The 16,161-nt window shown below is 74.7% G+C and carries 15 protein-coding genes, 2 tRNA genes and 1 other RNA gene; 4 read left to right on the top strand and 14 right to left on the bottom strand.

Going from position 1 to position 16,161, the window contains the following annotated elements:
* Positions 1 to 23: 23 nt before the first annotated feature.
* On the bottom strand, positions 24 to 482 hold the full coding sequence (locus HPC71_RS00950) for a GatB/YqeY domain-containing protein (RefSeq protein WP_154615815.1): 459 nt from the start codon (positions 480 to 482) through the stop codon (positions 24 to 26).
* Positions 483 to 507: 25 nt separating this feature from the next.
* On the opposite strand from HPC71_RS00950, the gene HPC71_RS00945 reads away from it, so the two are divergent.
* The 3 genes from HPC71_RS00945 (at position 508) to HPC71_RS00935 (ending at position 2,552) form a co-directional block, all read left to right on the top strand.
* The gene (locus HPC71_RS00945) at positions 508 to 1,452 is read left to right on the top strand and encodes a metallophosphoesterase (protein WP_253943847.1); all 945 of its coding nucleotides are present in this window, start codon (positions 508 to 510) and stop codon (positions 1,450 to 1,452) included.
* Between the two features lie 95 nt (positions 1,453 to 1,547).
* Positions 1,548 to 1,621: transfer RNA gene (locus HPC71_RS00940), tRNA-Pro, on the top strand.
* Between the two features lie 85 nt (positions 1,622 to 1,706).
* Positions 1,707 to 2,552 carry a hypothetical protein gene (locus HPC71_RS00935; protein ID WP_154615819.1) on the top strand — a complete coding sequence of 282 codons (846 nt, stop codon included), beginning with the start codon at positions 1,707 to 1,709 and terminating at the stop codon, positions 2,550 to 2,552.
* A 130-nt stretch (positions 2,553 to 2,682) separates the two neighbouring features.
* Here the strand turns inward: HPC71_RS00935 and HPC71_RS00930 are convergent, their stop codons facing one another.
* From HPC71_RS00930 to ffs, 7 genes are all read right to left on the bottom strand, one after another.
* Positions 2,683 to 3,723 (bottom strand): aspartate-semialdehyde dehydrogenase, encoded by a 1,041-nt coding sequence (locus HPC71_RS00930; RefSeq protein ID WP_154615821.1) that lies wholly within the window; start codon positions 3,721 to 3,723, stop codon positions 2,683 to 2,685.
* On the bottom strand, positions 3,720 to 4,994 hold the full coding sequence (locus HPC71_RS00925) for an aspartate kinase (protein WP_171895955.1): 1,275 nt from the start codon (positions 4,992 to 4,994) through the stop codon (positions 3,720 to 3,722). Before HPC71_RS00925 ends, HPC71_RS00930 begins: the two co-directional genes overlap by 4 nt.
* 41 nt (positions 4,995 to 5,035) lie before the next feature.
* A complete protein-coding gene (locus tag HPC71_RS00920; protein ID WP_230084425.1) occupies positions 5,036 to 5,818 on the bottom strand; it encodes a DUF5063 domain-containing protein in 783 nt (260 codons plus the stop codon).
* Positions 5,811 to 6,410, bottom strand: a complete 600-nt coding sequence (recR, locus tag HPC71_RS00915; RefSeq protein WP_154615823.1) for a recombination mediator RecR — start codon at positions 6,408 to 6,410, stop codon at positions 5,811 to 5,813. Before recR ends, HPC71_RS00920 begins: the two co-directional genes overlap by 8 nt.
* Positions 6,411 to 6,423: 13 nt before the next feature.
* The gene (locus HPC71_RS00910) at positions 6,424 to 6,801 is read right to left on the bottom strand and encodes a YbaB/EbfC family nucleoid-associated protein (protein WP_154615825.1); all 378 of its coding nucleotides are present in this window, start codon (positions 6,799 to 6,801) and stop codon (positions 6,424 to 6,426) included.
* 103 nt (positions 6,802 to 6,904) lie between these two features.
* A complete protein-coding gene (locus tag HPC71_RS00905) occupies positions 6,905 to 9,190 on the bottom strand; it encodes a DNA polymerase III subunit gamma and tau (protein WP_171895954.1) in 2,286 nt (761 codons plus the stop codon).
* Positions 9,191 to 9,279: 89 nt separating this feature from the next.
* Positions 9,280 to 9,369: signal recognition particle sRNA small type (gene ffs, locus HPC71_RS00900), an RNA gene on the bottom strand.
* Between the two features lie 127 nt (positions 9,370 to 9,496).
* On the opposite strand from ffs, the gene HPC71_RS00895 reads away from it, so the two are divergent.
* A tRNA-Ser gene (locus HPC71_RS00895) sits at positions 9,497 to 9,585 on the top strand.
* Between the two features lie 52 nt (positions 9,586 to 9,637).
* On the opposite strand, the gene HPC71_RS00890 is transcribed toward HPC71_RS00895, so the two are convergent.
* From HPC71_RS00890 to HPC71_RS00865, 6 genes are all read right to left on the bottom strand, one after another.
* Positions 9,638 to 10,945, bottom strand: coding sequence for a S8 family serine peptidase (locus HPC71_RS00890; RefSeq protein ID WP_154615827.1), 1,308 nt, complete (start codon positions 10,943 to 10,945; stop codon positions 9,638 to 9,640).
* Positions 10,936 to 12,366 carry a type VII secretion protein EccB gene (gene eccB, locus HPC71_RS00885; protein WP_154615829.1) on the bottom strand — a complete coding sequence of 477 codons (1,431 nt, stop codon included), beginning with the start codon at positions 12,364 to 12,366 and terminating at the stop codon, positions 10,936 to 10,938. The genes HPC71_RS00890 and eccB overlap by 10 nt, the downstream gene beginning before the upstream one ends.
* Before the next feature lie 5 nt (positions 12,367 to 12,371).
* A complete protein-coding gene (eccD, locus tag HPC71_RS00880) occupies positions 12,372 to 13,724 on the bottom strand; it encodes a type VII secretion integral membrane protein EccD (protein WP_154615831.1) in 1,353 nt (450 codons plus the stop codon).
* 148 nt (positions 13,725 to 13,872) lie between these two features.
* Complete coding sequence (locus HPC71_RS00875) at positions 13,873 to 14,169, bottom strand: WXG100 family type VII secretion target (RefSeq protein ID WP_154615833.1); 297 nt, start codon at positions 14,167 to 14,169, stop codon at positions 13,873 to 13,875.
* 26 nt (positions 14,170 to 14,195) lie between these two features.
* Positions 14,196 to 14,510 (bottom strand): WXG100 family type VII secretion target, encoded by a 315-nt coding sequence (locus HPC71_RS00870; protein WP_154615835.1) that lies wholly within the window; start codon positions 14,508 to 14,510, stop codon positions 14,196 to 14,198.
* A gap of 157 nt (positions 14,511 to 14,667) precedes the next feature.
* Positions 14,668 to 16,041 carry a hypothetical protein gene (locus tag HPC71_RS00865; RefSeq protein WP_154615837.1) on the bottom strand — a complete coding sequence of 458 codons (1,374 nt, stop codon included), beginning with the start codon at positions 16,039 to 16,041 and terminating at the stop codon, positions 14,668 to 14,670.
* Positions 16,042 to 16,161: the final 120 nt, after the last annotated feature.

Raw genomic sequence — 16,161 nt, 5'->3', positions numbered from 1 at the left:
CGAGTGACCGCAGTCGTACGCCGTCAGCCGAGCTGGCGGCGTACCTCCGCGGCCACGGCGGCGCCGTCGGCGCGGCCCTTGACCTGCGGCTGCACCGCGCCCATCACCTTGCCCATGGCCTTCATGCCCTCACCGGCCGCGCCGGTGCGCTCGACGGCCTCGGTGACGATCCGGGAGATCTCCTCGACGGAGAGCTGCTCGGGCAGGTAGTCGGCCAGCACGGCGGACTCGGCCCGCTCCTTGGCGGCCATCTCGCTGCGGCCGCCGTCGTCGAACGCGATCGCGGCCTCGCGACGCTTCTTGGCCTCGCTGGCGAGGACGTCGACGACCTCCTCGTCGCTCAGCTCGCGCTGGACCTTGCCGGCCACCTCCGCGTTGGTGATCGCGGTCAGCGCCATCCGCAGCGTCGAGGAGCGCACCTCGTCCCGACCCTTGATCGCGGTGGTGAGGTCGGCGCGCAGGCGGTCCTTGAGCTGGCTCATGGGGCCATTGTGGCAGCCTGGCGGGGTGAGACCGCTCCCCGTCGCCGCCCGCTCGCTGGCCGCCCTCGCCGGGACCGGAGCGGCTCTCGGGCTCGGCCTGGCGGCGTACGCCGCGCGGGAGGCCCGCGCCTACACCCTGCGCCGCGTCGAGGTGCCGCTGCTGCCGCCGGGGCACCGCCCGCTGCGCGTGCTCCACCTCAGCGACCTGCACGTCACCCCCGGCCAGCGCCGCAAGCTGGCCTGGATCGCCGGGCTGCGCGACCTGCGCCCCGACCTGGTCGTCGACACCGGCGACAACCTCGCCCACCGCGACGCCGTCGGCCCGCTCCTCGAGGCGCTCGGGCCGCTGCTGAACGTCCCGGGCGTGTTCGTCCACGGGTCCAACGACTACTTCGAGCCCTCGATGCGCAACCCGGTGCGCTACCTGCTGCCCGACGACGGCACCCGGCACACCGACACCGGGCAGCTGCCCTGGCGCGACCTCACCGCCGCGTTCACCCGCGCCGGGTGGCTCGACCTCACCAACCGCACCGGCACGGTGAGCATCGGGGGCACCACCCTGGGGTTCGCCGGCGTCGACGACCCGCACCTCGGCTACGACCGGCTCGGCGACGTGACCGGTGTCGCCGGCGCCGACCGGCACGCCGACGTCCGCATCGGCGTCGCCCACGCGCCGTACCTCCGCGTGCTCGACGCCTTCGCCGAGGACGACTGCGACGCCGTGCTCGCCGGGCACACCCACGGCGGCCAGGTGTGCCTGCCCGGGGGGCGCGCGCTCACCACCAACTGCGACCTGGAACCCGCGCGCGCCCGCGGCCTGCACCGCCACCCGGCCGACTCCCGGCCCGGCGAGCCCGGCTCGGCCTGGCTGCACGTGAGCGCCGGCCTCGGCACCAGCCCCTACGTCCGCCTGCGCCTCGCCTGCCGCCCCGAGGCCACGCTGCTCACCCTGCTCCCCCGCCCCGCCTGACCCGACCACCCTGGGGGTCGGCCCGATTGGGGCGGTACGGCGGTGCTCCGGTATGCTCCGGTGCTCGTGAGCCCGGTGATCCCGGACTCGCAGATCGGGCTGTGGCGCAGCTTGGTAGCGCGCCTCGTTCGGGACGAGGAGGCCGCAGGTTCAAATCCTGTCAGCCCGACAGCAGAGGACCCGGACCCCAGGAACACCTGGGATCCGGGTCCTTCGCCGTTCCTGGCTGCCTGCTCCGTGCCAGACTGGCGCCCATGAGTGGGAAGGATCGCGACCAGGACGCACCCAGCCTCGAGCCGCCCACGCTGTTCGGCCGGAAGCGCCGCAAGAAGGACGCCCCGCCCGCGCCGGCCCCGGCGCCCGTGGAGCACGACGAGACGACCCGGGTCGACACCCCCGCCGTGCAGGCCGACGAGACGCCCACGACGGTCGTCCCGCCCGTGGCAGCCACCCCGGAGCCCTCAGCGCCCCCGGCAACCTCTGCACCCCCGGCGCCCGTCCGCGAGCCCCGTCAGCAGCCCGTACGGACGCACCAGACCCGGACCCAGCCCCCGCTCGAGCCGGAGCCGGCGGCCCCGCCGCTCTTCGCCGACGAGGCACCGGTGCTGACCGAGCAGGAGCCGCCGCTGTGGGCCGCCACGCCGGCCGAGCCCGCCGCGACCGCCGACGACGATCGCCCGGAGCCCACCGAGCCGCGGGAGCCCCGCGAGCCCTGGCAGCCCTTCGTGACCGGCATGGCCGCGGCCTGCCTCACCGGCGCCGTCGTCGGCCTGGCGACGGTCGCCTCCACCTGGCTGGGCCTGCGCGCCTGCGAGGTCGCCCGGGGCACCAGCTCCTGCGGCAACCCCGGGTTCCTGCTGCTGATCGCCATCCTGGTGGCGATGGTGCTGACCGGCTCGGCACTGCTGCGGCTCTTCCGCGTGCAGGACCCGGGCTCGACCAGCTTCCTCGCGGTCGGCCTGCTGACCGTGCTGGTGCTCCTCTTCCTCATCGAGGCGCTCTTCAGCTGGACGATGGTGATCGTCATCCCGGCCCTGGCGATCGGCTGCTTCGCCCTCGCGCACTGGGTCACCACGACCTTCGTCGAGGTCGAGGACTGACGCGCCCCCGGCGATACCGAGCGACGGCCCGCACAGGCCCGCACGGCGCCCCCACAAGGCCCTCCAAGGCCCCCACAACGACGAACGCCCCCGGCTGAGGGCCGGGGGCGTTCGTGCGTCTGGGAGGGGCTCAGCGCGCGGCGACGATCAGCTCCGCGATCTGCACGGTGTTGAGGGCCGCACCCTTGCGCAGGTTGTCGTTGGAGATGAACAGCGCCAGGCCGCGGTCGCCGTCGACGCCCGGGTCCTGCCGGACCCGACCGACGTATGACGGGTCCTTGCCGGCCGCCTGGAGCGGCGTCGGGATGTCGGTGAGCTCGACGCCCGGCGCGCCGCGGAGCAGCTCGTGGGCCCGCTCGACGGTCAGCGGCCGCTCGAACTCCACGTTGAGCGCCAGCGAGTGGCCGGTGAAGACCGGCACCCGCACGCAGATCCCGGAGACCCGCAGGTCGGGGATGCCGAGGATCTTGCGGGACTCGTTGCGGAGCTTCTGCTCCTCGTCGGTCTCCAGCGACCCGTCGTCGACCAGCGCGCCGGCCAGCGGCACCACGTTGTGGGCGATGGTGCGGGCGTACTTCTGCGGCTCGGGGAAGACGATCGCCTCGCCGTCGTAGGCCAGCTCGCGCGCCTTCTCACCGCCCGCGAGGACCTGGGTGGCCAGCTCCTCCACGCCGGCGACACCGGAGCCGGAGACGGCCTGGTAGGTCGAGGCGATCATCCGGACCAGCCCGGCCTCGTCGTGCAGCGGCTTGAGGACCGGCATCGCGGCCATCGTCGTGCAGTTGGGGTTGGCGATGATCCCGCGGCCGGCCTCGATCACCGACGCCATGGCCTGCGGGTTGACCTCCGCGACCACCAGCGGGATGTCGGGGTCCCTGCGGAACGCCGAGGAGTTGTCCACGACGATCACACCGGCGTCGACGAACCGCTGGGCCTGCGCACGCGAGGTGGTGGCCCCGGCGGAGAACAGCGCGATGTCGAGGCCCGAGGGGTCCGCGGTCGACGCGTCCTCGACGGTCACCTCGCCGCCCGCGAAGGGCAGCACGGTGCCGGCGGAGCGGGCGGAGGCGAAGAAGCGGACCTCGTCGGCGGGGAAGCCCCGCTCCTCGAGGATCTGGCGCATCGCGACGCCGACCTGGCCGGTCGCGCCGACGATCCCGATCGCGGTCATCGGCCGGTACCGCCGTACACGACGGCCTCGACCTCGTCGGCGTCCAGGTCGAACGCCGTGTGCGTGGCGCGCACGGCGTCGTCGACCTGGGCCTCGTCGACGATCACCGAGATGCGGATCTCGGAGGTCGAGATCATCTCGATGTTGACGCCGGCTGAGGCGAGCGAGGCGAAGAACTTCGCGGTGATGCCCGGGTGCGAGCGCATGCCGGCACCGATGAGCGAGACCTTGCCGATCTGGTCGTCGTAGAGCAGCTTGTCGTAGCCGACCTCGTCCTGGATGCGCGCGAGCGCGCCCATCGCGGCCTGGCCGTCGCTGCGCGGCAGCGTGAAGGAGATGTCGGTAAGGCCGGTCGCGGCCGCCGAGACGTTCTGGACGACCATGTCGATGTTGACCTCGGACGCGGCGAGCGTCTCGAAGATCCGCGCCGCCTCGCCCACCTTGTCGGGCACGCCGACGACGGTGATCTTGGCCTCGCTGCGGTCGTGCGCGACGCCGGAGATGATCGCCTGCTCCATGGGCTCTTCTCCCTCTCGGGGCTCGGGGATGATCCAGGTCCCCTCCTTCTGGGAGAAGGAGGACCGGACGTGGACCGGCATGTTGTAGCGGCGGGCGTACTCGACGCACCGCAGGTGGAGGATCTTGGCGCCGGACGCCGCCATCTCCAGCATCTCCTCGGTGGAGACGCGGTCGAGCTTGCGGGCGGCCGGCACGATCCGCGGGTCGGCGGTGAAGACGCCGTCCACGTCGCTGTAGATCTCGCAGACCTCGGCGCCCAGCGCGGCGGCCAGGGCGACCGCGGTGGTGTCGGAGGCGCCGCGGCCCAGCGTGGTGACGTCCTTGGTGTCCTGCGAGACACCCTGGAAGCCGGCGACGATCGCGATCGCGCCGTCGCGGATCGCGGCCTCGATCCGGCCGGGCGTGATGTCGATGATCTTCGCCTTGCCGTGGGCGGAGTCGGTGATCACGCCGGCCTGGGAGCCGGTGAACGACTGCGCCTTGTGCCCCAGCTGGGCGATGGCCATCGCGACCAGCGCCATCGAGATCCGCTCGCCGGCGGTCAGCAGCATGTCGAGCTCACGCGGCGGCGGCAGCGGGGTGACCTGCTCGGCGAGGTCGCGCAGCTCGTCGGTCGTGTCCCCCATCGCCGAGACCACGACGACCACGTCGTGGCCGGCCTTGCGGGTGTTGACGATGCGCTGGGCGACCCGCTTGATGCCGGCGGCGTCGGCGACCGACGATCCGCCGTACTTCTGCACGACAATGCCCACAGGGAAGTCCTCGGGTCTCGGGGGAAAGGCCGCGCCCGAGTCTAGCGAGGAGACGCAGCTCCTTCGCCCAGCATCTCATCGGCCGCGGCCAGGACGTCGTCCTCGCCCGGGACCTCACGGTCCAGCCGGTCGTGGGAGACCACCGAGAGCAGCGCGTTGAGCGCGGCGCCGGCGAGGTTGCCCCACGAGGAGACGTAGGAGAACTGCCACCACCACAGCGCCTCCTCGCTGTTGCCCTGCCGGAAGTGGCGCAGGCCGGTCTCGAGGTCGGCGGCGATGCTGGTGAGGTCGTCGGAGAGCTGGCTCTCCACGAGCTCGGGCACGTAGGGGTCGAAGACCAGGCTGTAGGTGTCGACCGGCTCGAGGATCGCCGCCAGCCGCATCCGCATCGGGTCGAGGTCGGTCTCCGGGCCGATGTCGGGCTGGTACGCCGCGCGCGGGGTGAAGTCGCGCTGCGCCCCGAGCCGAGCGCCGGCGAGCAGCACCTGGCTGATCTCCAGCAGCAGCAGGCTGATCGCGCGGCCCCGGCCCTCGGTGTCGCGAGAGATCTCCCGCAGCGCCAGCAGGAAGCTCGCCGCCGAGTCGGCGATCTGCTGGGCGAGGTCCTGGGTCACGGCGTCCACCCGCGCCACGGCGTCGGCGGCGCCGGGCAGCGGGCGCGCCAGCTCGGCCAGCGCCTTGTCGACGTCGATCGGGTGCTCGTCCATCGGCGGCAGCGCGCCCGCGAGCACCGCCTGCTCCAGCAGGGTCGTCGGGTCGATCTCGCCGGTCGTGGGCCGGCCGGTGGGGTGGCCAGTGGGGTGGTCAGTGGGGTGGTCAGTCATCTGCGCTCCGCCTTCCTGCGAATGCCCGCCCGAGGGTGACCTCGTCGGCGTACTCCAGATCCCCACCCACTGGCAGTCCACTCGCCAAGCGCGTCACGCGCAACCCGATCGGCTTGAGCATCCGGGTCAGGTACGTCGCGGTCGCCTCGCCCTCGAGGTTGGGATCGGTGGCGAGGATCGTCTCGGTGATCGTGCCGTCGGCGAGGCGCTGCATCAGCTCGCGGATCCGCAGCTGGTCCGGTCCGATCCCGTCGATCGGCGAGATCGCCCCGCCGAGCACGTGGTAGCGGCCGCGGAACTCGCGGGTCCGCTCGATCGCCACGACGTCCTTGTACTCCTCGACGACGCACAGCACCGTCGGGTCGCGCCGCGGGTCGCGGCAGATCCGGCACTGCTCGTCCTCGGAGACGTTGAAGCACACCGAGCAGAACTTGACCTTCGCCTTGACCTCGATCAGCACGTCCGCGAGGCGGCGTACATCGACCGGGTCGGCCTGAAGCAGGTGGAACGCGATCCGCTGCGCGCTCTTGGGACCCACCCCCGGCAGCCGGCCGAGCTCGTCGATCAGGTCCTGGACGACACCTTCGTACAAGTCGGGTCGTCTCCTAGAAGCCGAGCTGGCCCAGCGGGCCGCCCTCGGCCGGGCCGCCGCCGCCGGCCAGCGGGCCGAGCGCCTCGCCGGCGATGGCGTCGGCCTGCGCCTTGGCGTCGCGGTAGGCCGCGACGACCAGGTCACCGAGGTCGGCGAGGCTGTCGGCGTCGTCGCCGTCGACCGTGCCGGGCGCGATGGTCACGCCGGTCAGGTCACCGACGCCGTTGACGTCGACGGTCACCGCGCCGCCCGCGACCGAGCCCTGGACGGTGGTCTCGGCGAGCCGCTGCTGGGCCGCCTGGAGCTGCTCCTGCATCTGCTGGGCCTGCTGGAGCAGGGCGTTCATGTCGAGGCCGCCGCCACCGAGGGCGTCGAAGGGGTTCTGGGTCATGGGGAAGGTCCTCTGCTGGGTCTGGCTGCTGGGTCTGCTTCGAGTCTGCTTCGAGTCTGCTGGACGGGTGGGCCCGCGCGGGAGCGGGGTGCCCGACCCGGCGCTACTGGTGCGGGATCTCCTCGATGATCCGGGCGCCGAGCTCGCGCTCGAGCAGGTCGGTCCCGCCCAGCCCACCGGACTCCGCGTCGAGGTCGTCGGGGTGGGCGTCGGCGTCGGGGTTGCGCTGGTCGGCGGCCTCGCCGCCCGCGCCTTCCCCGGCCGCGCCGGGGGTGCGGGTCTGCTGGATGCGCGCCCGCGCGGCCGCGATCGCCTGCGGGTCCGCGCTCGTGCGCTGCTGGGGGGCGGGCGCATCGGGGCGCTCCTCGGCGCGGGGACCGGTGTCCTCCGGCACGTCGGCCCACGCGGGAGGACCGTCCTGGCCCGGCGGCGGGCCCTCGTGGAAGGCGGGCTCGGGCTGCGCCCCCGGCTGCACCGCGGGCGCGGTGGACTGACCGGGCTGGGCCCACGGCGCCGGGTCGGCGGGCGGCGCGGGCGACCCGGCCGGCGGGGGCGGGGCGGCGTCGGCCCGGGCACCCGGGTCCACGATCGTCTCGATCCGCCAGTCGGCACCGACCACGTCGATGGCCGCCTGCCGGACGATCTCCGCGCTGCCGCCGTTGTCGAAGGAGTCGCGCGCGCCGGCGTTGGTGAAGCCGAGCGTGAGCGTGCGGGCGTCGACGGCGACCACCTGGGCGTTGGTGGTCAGGTGGATCCAGGTGACGCGCCGGCGCAGCTTGGTGGCCTCGACGATGTCGGGCCACAGGCGGCGTACCTCCACCAGGCTCAGCGCGCCCGCCGCCGGTGCGGCGGCCTCCGGCTGGGCAGCGACGGCCTGAGCGGGAGCGGGCTGGGCCGACGCGGCCGGAGCGGCGGGTGCGGACGGCGTCGCAGCGGGCGGCGCGGCGGCAGGAGCGGGCGGGGCGGCCGCGGGCCGCTGGGTCTCCGGCCACGCCGCGGCGGGCTGCTCGCGCTGCTCGACCGGCGGAGCCGGCACCTCGGCCGGCGCGGGCGGAGCCGGGGCGGGCTCGGGGGGCAGCGAGACGGTGGTGGCGGGCGCGACGTGCGGCACGGGCCGGGCGGGCGTCACGGGGTCGGGCTCGTGGGCGAGGGGGGCGGGCCGGTCCTGCGCGGGGACGGCGGGGGCCGACGGCGCCGCGACGGAGGCGCTCGGCACGCCGGTGATGGAGATGCGCTTCTCCAGGCGGTCCAGGCGCGCGGCGAGCCCCTCGACGCCGTGGTCGGCGCCGGGCAGCAGCACGCGGGCGCAGATCAGCTCCAGCAGCAGCCGTGGGGCGGTCGCGCCGCGCATCTCGGTCAGCCCGGTCGCGACGATGTCCGCCGCGCGGCTGAGGTCGTGGGCGCCGAACCGGGCGGCCTGGGCGACGAGCCGCTCGCCCTGGTCCTCCGAGACGTCGATCAGGCCGGTGGCCGGTGCGTCCGGCACGGCCGCGACGATCACCAGGTCGCGCAGCCGGCGCAGCAGGTCCTCGGTGAAGCGGCGCGGGTCCTGACCGGTCTCGATGACCTTGTCGACCACGCCGAAGACCGCCGCGCCGTCGCCGGCCGCGAACGCGTCGACGACCTCGTCGAGCAGCGTGTCGGGCGTGTAGCCGAGCAGGCCGGTCGCCAGCTGGTGGGTCACGCCCTCCGGCCCGGCGCCGCCGAGCAGCTGGTCGAGCACCGAGAGCGTGTCGCGCGCGGACCCGGCGCCCGCGCGGACGACGAGCGGCAGCGCGGCCGGCTCGATGGCGACGCCCTCCTTCTCGCACAGCTCGGAGAGGTAGGACGACAGCAGGCGCGGCGGGATCAGCCGGAAGGGGTAGTGGTGCGTGCGCGACCGGATCGTCGGCAGCACCTTGTCGGGCTCGGTGGTGGCGAAGATGAAGCGCAGGTGGGGCGGCGGCTCCTCGACCAGCTTGAGCAGGGCGTTGAAGCCCTGCGTGGTCACCATGTGCGCCTCGTCGATGATGTAGACCTTGTAGCGGCTGCGCACCGGCGCGAAGAACGCCTTCTCGCGCAGGTCGCGGGCGTCGTCGACACCACCGTGGGACGCGGCGTCGATCTCGATGACGTCGATCGAGCCGGGCCCGCCGCGGGCGAGGTCCCGGCAGCTGTCGCACTCCCCGCAGGGGTCCGCGATCGGGGCGGCCTCGCAGTTCAGCGCCCGCGCCAGGATCCGCGCCGAGGTGGTCTTCCCGCAGCCGCGCGGCCCGGAGAACAGGTAGGCGTGGTTCACGCGGTTGTTGGCGAGCGCAGCGCGCAGCGGCTCGGTGACGTGGTCCTGGCCGATGACCTCACGGAACGTCTCCGGCCGGTAGCGGCGGTACAGCGCGAGGGGTGACTCCACGCCAGAACACTAACCACCGGCACCGACAACCGGACAAGGCCGGGAGGAACGTGCCCACCGAGCAGGCCCAGGAAGCCGTAGGGGAACGAAAAGGCCCCCCGTGCACCCGGCAGAGCCCACTTGCCCTTGCTGCCTTCCGGCCCTGGGGGATTGGGTGAGATACCGCCGCACGGGGGGTTGCCCCGGAGTCTAGGCGACCCCGGTCGCGGCACCAACCCGAGGCTCCACCGCGCCGCCCCCGCGCCGCCGCGACGGGCCGGCGGAGGCGATTTCTCCGCCGCCGGGGGGACCGGTACGCTCCTGCGCGGAGGATTCGCCTAGTGGCCTATGGCGCTCGCTTGGAAAGCGGGTTGGGTTAATAGCCCTCAGGGGTTCGAATCCCCTATCCTCCGCCATCCGGACGGCGTCGCACCCCAGGTGCGGCGCCGTCCGTCGTTCCCGGGCCGGTCAGGAGCGCCGGCGGGCGAGCACGGGCCGCAGGATGAGCGCCAGCAGCAGCGCGCCGCCGCCGGCCAGCCCCCACCAGACCGCCTGGTCCCGGGCCTCGGCCAGCAGGTCGAGCTCCTCCGGCGGCGCGGTCGCGCGCTCGACGGCGCGGCCGTCGGAGGCGGCCAGCTCCAGCGAGCCGTCGGCCTTCCGCGGGCGCAGCGGCCGCGCGAGCGCCTCGAGCGGCTGCACGACCCCCGCGCCGGTGTGCACGTTGGGCAGCTCGGTGCTCGCGCTGGCGGTGCCGAGCAGCCGCGCGACGACCTGCCGGCCGTTCTCGTCGGGGTAGTGGCTGCGCAGCAGCGCGACGACGCCGCTGACCACCGCCGCCGCCCAGGAGGTGGCGTACCCCGGCGCCCCGCACGTGCCGCCGTCCAGGCCGTAGGAGATCGTGCCGAAGGTCGGCACGGCCACGTCGATGTCGCTGCTGAGCAGGACCGCACCGCTGGCGTCGCCGAGCCCGGTCCCGTCGGCGGTCGAGCTCGCCGCCACCACCGAGGGGTACGCCGCCGGCCAGACCAGCCCGCCGGCGTCCTCGCCCAGGCGGGCACCGGTGGTCGCCCCGCCCTCCCCGTCGGGCTCGGGGCCGAACTCCTCGTGGAGGAAGTCGGTCTCCTCCTGCGGCCGGTTGCCGCTCGCGGCGACGACCACGACGTCGGCAGCCTCGAGCCGGCGCAGCACCCGCTCGAGCGGGGGGTACTCCGGCATCGCCAGGGAGACGTTGACGACGCCGATCCCGAGCCGCTTCGCGTTCTGCGCGACCCAGGAGAGCCCCGCGACGACGTTCGGCGGCTCGACCGGGTCCTCGCCCTCGGCCGGCTCGCCGCTGTCATAGACGCGGACGTCGACGATCTCGGCGGCCGGGGCGATCCCGACCGGGAGCTCGCGCCCGTCGCGGCCGGTGCGCGGCGCGCCCGCGATGATCCCGGCCACGATCGTGCCGTGCGCGTCGACGACCTCCCCGCCGCCGAAGGAGTCGCGGGCCAGGGGGATCCCGGAGCCGGCTGCGCGCGGGGCGATGCCGGAGTCGACGACGGCGACGCGCACGCCCTCGCCGGGCCCGCGGGTCCCGTGGGCGGCCAGCCAGGAGTGCGCCGCGTCGATGCCGAGCGCGTCGAAGGGCAGGCTCGGGTCGGTCGTCGAGGACGGCGCCGGGGTGTCGGCGGTGGTGCCGGTGCAGTCGACCGCGTCGGCCCGCGCCGGGGCGCCGGGCACCAGCACGAGCCCGGCGACGAGCGCGCCGGCGACCGCGCCGCGGGTCACTCGCACGTGGAGCTCCGGCCGGGCCGGTCCGGCGGGCACAGGGCGGCGTTGACCGAGAGCGGCACGCCCTCCTCGAACAGCTCGATCCACGGGTCGGGCACGATCGGCGCGTCCACGTCGCCGTACCCGAGACGCTCGGCGGCCTGGTCGCCGACCAGGGCGTAGGCCACGCCCTTGGCGTCGACGAAGTACGGCGTGCCCACGCGCCGGTCGTCCCACCCGGCGCTCAGGGCGTAGGCGCCCCGGCCGGCGTCGACGGTGCGGTCGACGGTCCCGCGGTCGGTGTCGGCCTCGAGGACCGAGGCGTCCCCGACGGGCGCGGTCGCGAGCTTCACGATCGGCGCGCCGCCGGCGGGGTCGGGCAGCAGCACCGCGCAGTGCTCGCCGGTGACCTTGTCGAGGCCGGCCTCGGGCCAGCGTGCCTCCTCATAGGCCGGCACCTCCTGGCGCAGCTGCGGGTCGCCCTCGGGCGTGAGCGTGCGCGGCTCGTAGCCCGCCGGCTTCTCCGCGCTGGCGTAGACCGCGGCCGCGAACGGGGTCAGCGCGACCGGCGCGGTGCGGGTGACCAGCAGCTCGATGCCGGCCGACTCGTACCGGTCGCCGACCCGCGCCCCGGAGGGCAGGCCGTCCTGGCCCGCGATCTCCGAGGGCTCTCCGTAGCCCGCCAGCCCGAAGCTGCCGAAGCTCAGCGCCCCGCCGGCGGGGAAGAGCGTCAGCCACTGCTCGGGGACCTCCACGGCCTCCGAGCGGATCGGCATGCCGAGCTGCTGGAGCATCAGGTCGACCGCGCCGCGGTCGGGCACGAGGTAGCTGTAGGCGCGGGTCCCGCCACCGGGCTCGGGCTCGGCGGACTCCGCGATCAGGTAGATCCGGCCCCGCGCGCGGACCAGCATCCCGGCGCCGTCCAGCGGCTCGACCAGCTGCTCCTCGGACACGTCGACCTTGATCCCGCTGCCGTCGGCGGTGCACGCCGTCCAGCCCGACTCCAGCAGCAGGTCGTCGTCGGGGACGGTGGCCGGGGCGTTGAGGATGCCGATGTCCTCACCGATCGTGTACTTGTCGATCTCCGACTGCTTCACGACGCTCGGCTCGGGGTCGGCGCCGAGGATCAGCTGCGCCGAGGTCACGTTGATGACCGGGCGCAGCACCGGGTCGTCGCCGCCGTCGAGGATGACGTACGCCGCCCCGCGCTCCTTGGAGACCACCAGGCCGCCGTCGGTCCAGTCGCTGGGGGCCTTCGGGCTGAGGATCGAGGCGATCGCGGCGCCGGCGACGAGCAGGATCGCCAGCGCGATCCCGCCGATCACGGTCCGGCCGGGGCGGGTCGGCTCGACCTCCCGGCCGCCGGGCGCGCCGGAGACGAACGCCGTGACGAGCCGGCGGCGGCTGAAGGCGTGGGCCTCGACGAGGTCCTTCTTGGTGGCCATCGGTCCTAGCCCCGGATGGCGGAGAAGACGCCGGTCGCGACGACCGTCAGCGGGAGCAGGGTCAGCAGGCAGATCGACTCGGCGAGGTCACCGAGCCGGCCGCGCCGCAGCGAGGGGGTGCCGGGCAACAGCGTCACCGCGAGCAGGACCGCGCCGGTAGCGGCGAGCGCGACCGCGGCGCCCGGCCGCCAGTCGGGGTGCAGCCACAAGATCGCCACGCCCACCGAGACCAGGCCGGTGATCCCGGAGACCAGGCCGACCAGCACCTCCGAGCCGGTGCGGTACTGCCGGGTCCGCAGCATCACCACGAGGCAGGCGACGACCGCGAGCAGCGCGCCGGAGAGCCCGAGCGCGACGGCGAGCGGGGCGATGATCACGAGCAGGAGGCCGACGGTGGAGGAGATGCCGAGGAGGATCTCGTGGGCGACCCGGGCGTCGGCCTGGACCCGCTCGGGGTCGATCTCGTCGGGGTCGGCGGTGATGTCGGCGACGGTGTAGAGCTGGTCGACCCGCGTCGCGGTCGCGCCGAGCGCGAGCCAGGGGAAGATCGAGCCCACCAGGACGACGAGCACCAGGGTGGTCGTCAGCACGACCCGGTGGTCGACGTCGACGCCGTTCATCACCAGGCCGGTCGCGAGCAGGATCGCGCCGACGACGACCGGCGGGGTGACCAGCGTCCGGCCCTCGCCGAGCCCGACGAGCGCGACGAGACCGGCCAGAAGCGCGCCGCCGCCCGCGGCCGCCATCGGCAGGCCGAAGAGGTAGTCGTCGGTGACGAGCATCAGCCCGGCGACCGCGGCGTACGCGGCGGCCATCCAGGCCACCGCCACCGCCGCCTCGGGCTCGCGCTGGGCGCGGGAGAGCACGATCGCGCCGGCGACCAGCGCGGTGGCGACGACGGCCGCGGCGACCCCGGCGAGCAGCGAGCCGCGCTGGATGAGCAGCGCGACGGCGCCGAGGGCCATGAGCAGCCCCGCCGCGGCGAGGGCGGTACGCCGCCCGGAGGCCGGCTCCCACGGCTTGAGGTCGCGCTCGACGACGTCGGTCATCGCCTCGACCACGTCGTCGTAGACGCGGGGCGGCTCGTCGTCGACGCCGGCGGAGACGGTCAGCAGGCCGCCGTCCTCGATGCCCTGGATGGTCAGGCCCGCATCGCTCGCGAGCTCGCGGCCCTCGGCGGTGACGACGCGGTAGCCGCCGTACACGGTGGCCGGGTCGAGCAGGCCGACGCTGCGCGCCAGCTCGGGCAGCAGCTCGGCGACGGGGACCGCCCCGGGGAGCACCAGGTCGACCCGACGCGTGCCGGAGGCCACCGTGACCCGGACCAGTCCGGACGTGCTGGTCGGCGCCTGGGTCATCGGGTCTCCTCGCAGGTGTCTCGCCGGTCGGCGGGCCGCAGCCTAGCCCCGGGCGGTCGGTCGACGTGATGCGAACGTGCCGGTCGGCCCGAGCCGCGTAGGGCCCGGGCCGACCGGGTGGAACAGGTGGTGCGGGGTGCGGTGTCGCTCAGCCGCCGAAGCTGGCCGCGCCGCGCTTGTCGGCGGCGGCGTAGTCGGTGTTGGACTGGCTGACCGCCTGGCTGGTCTGGGTGAGGATGTTGCGCATCTCGGTGATCGCGCCGTCCCACTTCTGCTTGGCCACGTGGTAGGCCTGCTGGGCCTGGCCGTCCCAGTCGCTGCGGAGCGGGGCGAGCTCGCTCTCGAGGCGGTTGAGGCGGTCGTCGATGTTCTTCACGGCCTGCATGAGGTCCGCGGCCGCGGTGTCGAGGCCGGCGTGGTTGACGCGGATGCCGTCGAGGTTCATGTCTGTGTCTCCTGTCTGGATTCGGGTCAGCCGAGCCGGCTGGTCAGGTTCGCCATGCCGCCGCCGCTCTCCTGGTCGGTGGTGACGTTGAGCTTCTCGGTCGAGTTCAGCGAGGCCTCGAAGTCGTTGAGCGCGTTGACGATCGTGCGCTGCTTCTCGCTCCAGGTCTGGTGGAGGGTGAAGAACGCCCGGCCACCCTCGCCGACCCACTTGCCCTGGAGGGCGCTGAGCTGGTCGGTGAGCCGGCTGGCCAGCGTGGTGAAGTCGTTGTGCGCGTCCGAGACCATGCCCGCCGCGCGGCTGAGTGTTGCTTCGCCCTGTCCGAAGTTGCCCTGCGACATGTCGCTACTCCTCTGGTGGTCAGCGGCAGTCGCCGCCGGTCGGTTGTTCCTGAGCCCCGGGACCGCCGTCCCGGCGGGCCCCCTTCAGGTCCTGTGGTCCGCCCGGTCGAGCCGGTCGGACAGGCAACGGTCTACCCGGCGCTTTACCCGCTAAACCTCAGAACGTCCTTTCCCACAGGACGCGGAACAGACCGATCGCGACGACCACCGAGGCGACCGCGAACGAGCCGCAGATGCCCTCGAGGACCTCCGCGCGCCGCGACCACCACGCCGAGCGCCAGCCCCGCCCGGTCGCCACGGCGACCACGACGAGGAGCAGCGCGCAGCCGACCGCGGCCACGGCGATCGTGGTGCCCCACCGGCCGTCGAGGTGGTCGAGCAGGTGGACCAGGAGGGCGACCTCGCAGGCGAGGCCGGCGGCGCGCAGCAGGCTGCGGGCCGCGACGTGGCGGTAGCTGCGGGCGGCCAGCAGCAGGGCCGCGCCGGCGGTCCCGACGAGGACCCGGGCCCCGATCCGGTCCAGCGGCACGGTCGCGGTGGCGAGCAGGAGCGGCGCGGCGACCGCGGCGACGGCCAGGACCGCGACGGAGGCGGAGGTGATGATCCGCGCGCCCCGGGCGGCGACCTCGGCGACGGCCGCGGGGCGGACGACGGTCCGGCCGCGGCGGCCGCGGGGCTGCTGCTCGCGGGCCGACCACGCGGTGACGGCGAGCCGCTCGATGTCGACGAGCAGCTGGTCGGGGACGTCGACGGCCCAGCCGGGCACCAGGCGGGCGGCGAGCACGGCGGCGATGAGCAGCACCGCCCACACGACCTGCGCGGGGAGGTCGGCCAGCGCGGCCACGACCGTCACGAGGAAGACCGCTCCCCCGACGACCATCCAGGTCCGCAGCGCCTCCTCCGAGCGTCGGTCGAGCGCGCGGGCGACCGCGGCGGCCACGGCGGCGACCAGCGCGGAGGTGCCGACGACGGTCGGGAGCCGCTCGGGCGCGGGGTCCCAGAGCACCGCGAACGCGGCCGCGCCGGCGAAGGCGGGGGCCGCGACTGCGCGGTGGCCGGCGAACCGGCCGATCGGCAGCACCGCGACCAGCGCCGCGGCGCCGAGCAGCGCGACGGCGGCGTCGCGCAGGTCGCCGGGCCCGGCCTGGGCCGCGAACCACCCGGCGAGGCCGGCGAGGGCGGAGGAGACGCAGAACCACAGGACCGAGAGCCGCCCCGGCCCGGCCTGCTGCCGGGTGGCCGGCGCGGACCGGCCCCGGTCGCCGGGGCCGCCCGGCGCGGCCGCGACCTCACCGGGCAGCAGGGCGACCAGCACGGTGCCTGCGTCGACGCCGGCGTCGCTCAGCGCGACCTCGGGCGGCAGCGGCGCGCCGGTGGACCGGGCGAGCGAGGGGACCGCGGCCAGGCCGGCCTGGGCGGCGTACGCCTCGGCGACGTCGCGGGCCGACGCCTCGGCCGGCACGACGAGGTCCACCACCCCGACGGAGCCGTGGATGCTCAACGCGAGCACGTCGATGGTGCCCCCCGCCATGGGTCCTCCGTGGTCGACGCGGTCTGCGGCTCAAGCGCCCGGTGGCCTGGAGGGTAGCCGGGCGGGTTCCCGCTGTCTTTACCCGTGCCTATCATCAACCCCACTGCGAGCAGGGTTGGG

The organism is Nocardioides marmotae, from assembly GCF_013177455.1.
Lineage (GTDB): Bacteria > Actinomycetota > Actinomycetes > Propionibacteriales > Nocardioidaceae > Nocardioides > Nocardioides marmotae.
The sequence above is the reverse complement of the archived record's forward strand: the minus strand, read 5'-3'. Positions and strand labels throughout refer to the sequence as shown.

Bases quoted from the DNA above. Each gene is read 5' to 3' on its own strand.
- eccD (WP_154615831.1), bottom strand. From the start codon at position 13,724: ATGACCCAGGCGCCGACCAGCACGTCCGGACTGGTCCGGGTCACGGTG.
- HPC71_RS00870 (WP_154615835.1), bottom strand. From the start codon at position 14,510: ATGTCGCAGGGCAACTTCGGACAGGGCGAAGCAACACTCAGCCGCGCG.
- HPC71_RS00910 (WP_154615825.1), bottom strand. From the start codon at position 6,801: ATGACCCAGAACCCCTTCGACGCCCTCGGTGGCGGCGGCCTCGACATG.
- HPC71_RS00935 (WP_154615819.1), top strand. From the start codon at position 1,707: ATGAGTGGGAAGGATCGCGACCAGGACGCACCCAGCCTCGAGCCGCCC.
- HPC71_RS00930 (WP_154615821.1), bottom strand. From the start codon at position 3,723: ATGACCGCGATCGGGATCGTCGGCGCGACCGGCCAGGTCGGCGTCGCG.
- HPC71_RS00875 (WP_154615833.1), bottom strand. From the start codon at position 14,169: ATGAACCTCGACGGCATCCGCGTCAACCACGCCGGCCTCGACACCGCG.
- eccB (WP_154615829.1), bottom strand. From the start codon at position 12,366: ATGGCCACCAAGAAGGACCTCGTCGAGGCCCACGCCTTCAGCCGCCGC.
- HPC71_RS00865 (WP_154615837.1), bottom strand. From the start codon at position 16,041: ATGGCGGGGGGCACCATCGACGTGCTCGCGTTGAGCATCCACGGCTCC.
- HPC71_RS00920 (WP_230084425.1), bottom strand. From the start codon at position 5,818: ATGACTGACCACCCCACTGACCACCCCACTGGCCACCCCACCGGCCGG.
- HPC71_RS00950 (WP_154615815.1), bottom strand. From the start codon at position 482: ATGAGCCAGCTCAAGGACCGCCTGCGCGCCGACCTCACCACCGCGATC.